Raw genomic sequence first — 6,813 nt, forward strand, 5'->3', positions numbered from 1 at the left:
ACTTGCGTTTCCGCCCCGCCATATCCCAAACCAGTAACCAGCAAGACACAGCGCATTATCTCATCCCCAGCATATTGCGGAAAAACGCTACTCGCTGGGACTCCTTGATTTGAATATCTATATGAGAAATACTGCTCCTTGGCACTCTTTGACCCCTCCATCTGCATACGAAATCCTCAATCTTTGCGATGTTGCTTTCCACATTGTCCCCAGTGTTCGGAAGTTCCAAGATAAATGGAGCACCTCGAGGAAAGTCGGTGTCCTTATGACCAATAATCACGGGGAGCCCATAAGCCAGATACTCTCTCACCTTCAATGAGCATGCCTCGTTCATGCCCGCCCTGTGCAGAGCCAACGTTCCTATGGCCACATCAGCCTGAGCCAACAGGGGTTCGTAAGCCAAGCGATCGCGAGGCCCATGGACCGAAACATTATGAGGGACTTGGTTAAGCCTCTCCCGTCTAATTCCAACGATATCAAAACGCCATTGAGGGAAATGCTTTGCCATGCGAATCACCTTGTCCACACCATGCCAAGGCTGGCCATCCGTCCCAAGAAAAATCAGTCGGGGCTCGTCATTATTTGGTGGAGGGAGCAAAGGGTAATCATCGAGAGAAATTCCGTTGGCAATGATCACAAAAGGCTTACGATACCGAGCGAAGCATGGCAACCCAGTCAATTCATGAGTCACAAAGACCAACCCAGCCGCCTCGCGCAATAACAGTGCTCGAGTAAAGCGGTTATACCAGCATCTTAATCCTTTTGCAAGGCAGTATTCCCTAAGGTCATTGGTATTAATTTCCAAAATTAGCGGAAATGTTCGGAATAAACTTTGTAACGCAGGCATATAGAGATCATAACGATGGTATACTATATTAGGTCGCTGTGCTTTCACAGCTTCCACTGCTTGTCTCCAGGCCCTAACCCTGGTTATGAGATTACAATTATAAGGGTGAAAAGTCACAGGAATTTCCTTTAAATGACGTTGCCACACATCTAATAAAAAATTTCGAGAAACAAGATGAAGTGAAACCGAAATCTCTTGGGAGCTCCACATGCGTATCTGAGTGACGACTTTTTTAAAAACGCCGCTTTTTTCGCCCTCATTCCAATGGAGAAGGACCGCGACCTTCATCAAATGCTCCTCCTTCGGCAGGAAAGCAGTCCAGCCCCACCAAAGCTGAGCCCAAACCAAAAGTATGGCCAGATGTAGGAACGGGAAAAGCTAACTGCCAACAGTACAAATACCAGGAGGTTAAATCCAATTAGTGCCAGCGGATTGCGCTTCCGTTGACACCAACTTTTAACGATGAGCGAGAGCAAAAGCCATATAGACAACACAAAGGGACCGATTCCATAGGCAAGCCAGAAGGATAACCAATTGTGGATATAGGCTCCCTTTCCCGCCTCAACCGTCTCGCCCATGAAGTAGCCCAGCAGCCAGTGCCGCTCTAGCAAGCGGAGACCTTGCCTAAGGAGCTCCAACCGGGACTGCATAGATGGATCACTTCCTGTGAACAGTATGCTCATACGTTCAAGAACTAGATCGATTGATTCAAGAATTCTCACTCCTGCTTCGACAAGGACCAGGTAAGCTATGAATGCTAACAAGGCTATTATCGCAATCACCAACAAAGCAAGCATAAATTGTGGTTTCCACCTTCGCCGGAACCTTAAGCTCAGTAGAAGCAATCCGACACACAAAAAGAGCAAAAAACTGGTTCTAGAGTAAGTAAACAAGAGAAAAAGCAAAGTGACAGCATAGAGAATAAAGGTTCTATTTGATATGCCCAAGAGCAGAAGCCCAACAATAGCGAGTGAATCGGCAAGGGCTAAATAGTTATACACCTCTAGCGAAACAGGATTTTGAAAAGCAAAGAAAGGCTTCCCGTAAAACGCGAATCCTCTACGGATTCCATCTAGGATCACGAAAACCAGGCCAAGATAAACGACAAAAAGAGCGATCCAAGTGAGATGTCGCCTTTGACGGATGAGATAAGCTAATGCTTCTCCACCAAGCCAAACTAACCAAGCATTAATGAAGGTAAAGGCAATGGTGGAGGCAAAGACCTCAAGCCCAACCTGAGTGGAGATGGTAGGAAACCAGATAATTTGTATCACGGAGATCCATATCAACAAGAGATATCCGAGGGCAAGGTATCCATTCCGGACGGGCATCTGTCCTGTTAGCAAGAGTAGGAAGCGAAGACCGAAAGCAAAGGCAAGAAATAGACCATGAATTGCAGAAAGTTGAAGCCGCGGTATTTCCCCCCAGAAAATAAGATAAGAGAGTGCAGGGGTGGCCAAGTAGAAAATCAAGAGCGTGATCATATACATAAGGTAAGCTACCCTTAGCCGCGGATGAGATTCTAACACTTGTGTCTTTTGACCACCTGAATGGGCCAGGATTGACAGGCTCATTTCGTTAAAACCTCCAGAGCTTCTAGATAAAGCTGCTTCTGCCAGGGCTCTATCAAACTGTTGTTATGCCAGAGAAGGCTGAAAGTGCCCCTCAGGCAACGGCAAATGCCAGAAAGGCGTTCGATCCGGTCAAGGGCTTGCTCTGACTGCAAAGACATGTATTGTTGGCTTAGTAATGTGGTGTCCATTGCAATTAGAGGGCGTTCTCGCAAATACAGGCTCTTCCTTGTTATAATGTTAAACACCGGAAACTCGCGACACGTGCCGCAGCGAAAGCCCACATAATCGGCAAAACCTAGGGTGGCGTCATAGTCTAAACCTGCCTCCTCCCAGATCTGCCATGTAGTAGGATTTTCCCAGCGTAGATAATGCTGGCGTCCGCCCCTCCTTGTTTGCGAAATTTTCAGCTCATCCATCACTCTCATAAATGAATCAAGTTCGGCACGAAATAGCGATGGATTGTTGTAAGTTTCGTAACTGGGATGAAAGCCAATTTCATGTCCTCTCTCATGAATGCATTTTATCAATCGCCGAATCCATGGTGAATTTAAGGAGTAATGTTCATCATATTTCGGATTGGTAACACCAGATTTAAAGTAGAAAGCACTTTTCAGTCCATAGCGTTCATTCAAATCCATAATGATATCGAAAGTATTGTGTGGATCCTCCATAGGATCTCTTGTAATTCTGCTTTTAAAGCGCCTCCAAGCTAAAGCCAAATCTCTTCGCTTAATGATGTCACCGCTAATATTTCGCAAAACTTGAGACCAGGGCCTATTCACTGTGGCCAAGGGCTGATCCACATCGTGGCTGAGGCAAAGTTGATAACTATGGTCCCTCCGTTCTAGCTCAGGCCATAAGCGTTTCATACAAGCCCAAAGAATCTCTATGTATTCGTCGACTATCGGCCGCTCCAAGAATCCTTCACGGTAAGCCAAAGATGCCTTCGCTGGAAAGCGATTGTGCTTATCGCGGTCGGGTAATACAATCTCTTCATAGCGGGTAAGCATAAAGAATGCAGAACCAGCAATATCAATCCCGAGGTAAATTGAATGATCATACTGAACAAACCACATTTCTTCGTCTTTGCCTTCGAACGATCGTCCATAAATTACCGGTATTATCGGATCCGTAATGGTTGCCTCCACCAGATCCTTTTGGGCTCGCCATTTTGGTAGCGGTACCTTGGGTAGGGAATCTGCGCTCAACCAATCGGAAGGATTAGTCTGAAAGAGAACATCAGGCCACACTAATCTGCGTCCCGCCTGGTCTCCAAGCACGCGAATCTCTACCTTGTCTTCTAAATACTCTCGGAGTTGGCAAGTCAGCCCAAGGAATTCAGTGAAAATGACATAGAATATGTATCTACGTTCTGATTCATATCCTGGAGGACAGCTAATTAAAATTATTGAACTCATTTTCTTTCGCCTTTTTACTCATCTTCTGCTTCAAAAGCCGAATTGTATAACCTACAATCGTTCTAAAGTTTAAAGGGCGAACTACAAAATACGGCACAAGATTGCCTCCCCAGTCAGATTTTGCTGCGCTTACCGTCGGCAAGTTTGCTCCGCAAAAATCAAACCCTCGAGCCCCATATTTCGCTAAATCCTCCAATATGTGCCAAATGAGCAATTGTGTGGCACCAGAGGACAAGAAGTGATTTTTTGTCCCAGCTACCCAATCCATTGCGTAGGTTTCAGGAAGGGCAATAACGATCCGAGCACTTACTACTTCGCCAGAATTTGATCTGCAAACATAGATCCGAAACACATCTCTGCCCAACAAACGAGCTCCTACTTTTAAATCTCTCGGAGCAAGTCGATAGCGAAACTTTTGCCGAGCCTCTGTTTCCCAAAGACATGTTACCACATCGGCATAACTATCTTTATCCGCAATTTCACACCGAAATCCACTTCTCAGCGCCTTATTAATTTGCTTTCGATCTGAATAATCAATCATTTCCGTTTTGTAAGGCAACTCAATATGAAAAGTGTATCGCACTTCAGCAGTAAAACCATTCCATTGCCACTGCCTAACATCCACCACTTCGGGGGGAAATGCCACTGAGCCTCTTACCCTGCGTTTCCGGAATTCCTCTACAAGCAACTTACTCAAACTGAGCCATTGCCGATACAAGCGGGACCTTTTATGGGTAGGCGTTGGATAAAAGATGACAGGCAAATAAGGATTTAAGGGGGGTTGCACAATGCAACCCTTTTTATCAAGATACAGAATTGCTTCAATGGCGGGAATATCTTTATCGTCTTCTGTCAACCGAACCTTCAAGGGAGTAACACCCCATTTATATCGGTTAAATTCCAGCCAACTTTCTAAAGCGAGGACCGAGCCCATGTTTGAGTGTCCTTTCACTAAACTCTTACCTCCGGATGCCGCGCTTTCTTATCCCAACATCCGCATATGACAAACGACCCGATCTTCGGGATAGTTAATGTCCAAGTGGTTATGATCCCTGCTGAGGCAAACCCAACGGCTTCTATTGCCCTTCTGGAAGGGACATTAGTGGGCTCAGTGTCAATGTAAACCTCAGCATTGGGATCACGTTCTCGTGCCCAAGAAGCCAGTAATCTCAAGCTCGCTTTGAACAACCCCTTTCCTTGATATTCTTCTTTTGTTCGGCAATAGAATATCCAATAAACTGGAAGCCGCCGCAAAGACCGCGGCAAATGAGGAGGGCCATTGGTCTCTGGGAGACTCATCCAAGCATAAGAGAGCCAGTTGTTTTCATTATGCCAAACTATCCCATAAAAACCTTTGTTACAAAAATTATAAAACCTGCTTTGAAGAACTTTGTCATTTTTGAATAGACGCGCAGTTTCCTCTTTGCTGTCCAGTTCAAGACATTGGGCAGCTATATCAGGAGGAGCGGGTTCGCCAATTCCGCTCAGCTGGAGTCTGTAAACAACATAATCGCGACGGATCAGTAAAACCATCGCTAACCTTCCCTTTTTATTGCGTACAAAGACAGCCACGCGTAGATAAAAGCAAATATAACAGTGGCTCCCGATAACATAGAAAGCATAATTAATGGCTTGACCTTCAAAAGCACGGAAACGGCCGCCACTCCTCCAAGAATAGCCACACGGAATGCTTCGCGTAGAAGAAAAATATCTTGGCGCTCCAAGACATCAAGAAAGGCTCCAGTTGGAGTCGCGATAAAAGTGGCAACCAGTGAGGGAAGCCAAATTGCAGCGTAAATGCCAGATGTTCGCCATTCTTGCCCAAAAATCAGGGGAAAGATGACAGGATTTATGGGAATTAGAAGCAACAATGGTAAACCCAGAAGGCATTGTTGCCTAATAACCTTCCAAAAGAGCAACTGCAGTTCTCTAGGTAAACGCTTATACGTTGCCGCTTGTCCCATTAACACTTGAGATGTGGAAACGCTGATTATTGAAAGCGGAAATGCGAAGACTTTTATGGCTAAGGAAAACCAACCCGTCACCTGGGTGCCATGGGCTGCACTCAAAGCAATAACAGGAAGTTGTGTACCTACAGCGTTTACAAAAGCAGGCCATGTTGAGAGCATAGGGAATCGCCTATATCTTTTTGCTAAATTTGTGCATTTCGCAAAATCAAATTCTAAACTGTTCTCATGATTTCGGTATAACTTTACCAAAGTGATGATCCCCGCACATTGCCCCACAATTTGTCCGATGATCAGCCCTAATGGCCCACTCGTCAGAAAGCCTCCGCCAATCTGGCTAAAAGCGGTACCAAAACCCTGATACAACTTAGTCCGCGCAATAGAGCTGAAGGCGTGTTTGCGCACCGCCCAGTAGTTGAAGACTTGATAACTTCCTACTAACAATAGCCCTATCGGTAGGAGCCACACATAAGGCCGGAGAGCAGGAACCTTTGCCCAGCGCACAATTTGATCGCTCAGATGCCAGAGACCGAAACTCACTAACAGGCTCATCAGTACTACAATTCCCAGAGAAAGAGCGAGAAGATTGATGGCATCTTCGTCTTTCTCTGGCAAGGGGATAGCAAGCTCATATCGCCAACTTGCCACAACGGAGAGAATCCCCAGGATGGAGGAATAAACAGCTAATACTCCAAAGTCCTCCGGGGAATAGAGGCGCGTGAGCACGGGCGAGACGAGCACAGTTATGGCTTGTCCCAGCGCGGTCCCCCCAGCAAGCACCGCGACGCTCCGGGTGAACCGGCCACGTGGAAGAACTGAGCTCACCGCCTTCCTAACCCAAGTCCAGGCTGTGTTTGCGGCCCCATGTTTCTAATCCCTCTGCAGGGCATAATTTAAAATCGCTCTTACAATCCTCTCCCGCGCCCAGCCGTCGCCGTAGGGCCAAGCGGTCTCCTCTCCTTGCCAAGCCCCCAGGGCTGCCCTGACGATGCGCTCCGGGTCGCAGC

6 protein-coding genes are annotated in these 6,813 nt (G+C 46.5%); all 6 read right to left on the minus strand.

Annotated elements, in window-relative coordinates; translation table 11 throughout:
* Positions 1–55: 55 nt before the first annotated feature.
* The 6 genes from ACP5PX_RS07030 to ACP5PX_RS07055 all read right to left on the minus strand — a co-directional run bounded on the left by ACP5PX_RS07030 (position 56) and on the right by ACP5PX_RS07055 (position 6,631).
* On the minus strand, positions 56–1,135 hold the full coding sequence (locus ACP5PX_RS07030; protein WP_428085260.1) for a glycosyltransferase: 1,080 nt from the start codon (positions 1,133–1,135) through the stop codon (positions 56–58).
* Positions 1,135–2,337 carry an O-antigen ligase family protein gene (locus ACP5PX_RS07035; RefSeq protein ID WP_428085261.1) on the minus strand — a complete coding sequence of 401 codons (1,203 nt, stop codon included), beginning with the start codon at positions 2,335–2,337 and terminating at the stop codon, positions 1,135–1,137. Before ACP5PX_RS07035 ends, ACP5PX_RS07030 begins: the two co-directional genes overlap by 1 nt.
* Positions 2,338–2,417: 80 nt before the next feature.
* On the minus strand, positions 2,418–3,839 hold the full coding sequence (locus tag ACP5PX_RS07040) for a polysaccharide deacetylase family protein (protein WP_428085262.1): 1,422 nt from the start codon (positions 3,837–3,839) through the stop codon (positions 2,418–2,420).
* Positions 3,817–4,707: a GNAT family N-acetyltransferase gene (locus tag ACP5PX_RS07045; protein WP_428085263.1), complete on the minus strand. Its 891-nt coding sequence runs from the start codon at positions 4,705–4,707 to the stop codon at positions 3,817–3,819. The genes ACP5PX_RS07040 and ACP5PX_RS07045 overlap by 23 nt, the downstream gene beginning before the upstream one ends.
* Before the next feature lie 83 nt (positions 4,708–4,790).
* Positions 4,791–5,372, minus strand: coding sequence for a GNAT family N-acetyltransferase (locus ACP5PX_RS07050; RefSeq protein WP_428085264.1), 582 nt, complete (start codon positions 5,370–5,372; stop codon positions 4,791–4,793).
* Between the two features lie 2 nt (positions 5,373–5,374).
* Positions 5,375–6,631 carry a lipopolysaccharide biosynthesis protein gene (locus ACP5PX_RS07055; RefSeq protein ID WP_428085265.1) on the minus strand — a complete coding sequence of 419 codons (1,257 nt, stop codon included), beginning with the start codon at positions 6,629–6,631 and terminating at the stop codon, positions 5,375–5,377.
* Positions 6,632–6,813: the final 182 nt, after the last annotated feature.

It is taken from the genome of Hadarchaeum sp. (SeqCode) (genome assembly GCF_049969415.1).
GTDB lineage: Archaea > Hadarchaeota > Hadarchaeia > Hadarchaeales > Hadarchaeaceae > Hadarchaeum.

Excerpts from the sequence above, each read along its gene's own strand:
- ACP5PX_RS07030 (WP_428085260.1), bottom strand. The coding sequence starts at position 1,135 with ATGAAGGTCGCGGTCCTTCTCCATTGGAATGAGGGCGAAAAAAGCGGC.
- ACP5PX_RS07035 (WP_428085261.1), bottom strand. The coding sequence starts at position 2,337 with ATGTATATGATCACGCTCTTGATTTTCTACTTGGCCACCCCTGCACTC.
- ACP5PX_RS07040 (WP_428085262.1), bottom strand. The coding sequence starts at position 3,839 with ATGAGTTCAATAATTTTAATTAGCTGTCCTCCAGGATATGAATCAGAA.
- ACP5PX_RS07050 (WP_428085264.1), bottom strand. The coding sequence starts at position 5,372 with ATGGTTTTACTGATCCGTCGCGATTATGTTGTTTACAGACTCCAGCTG.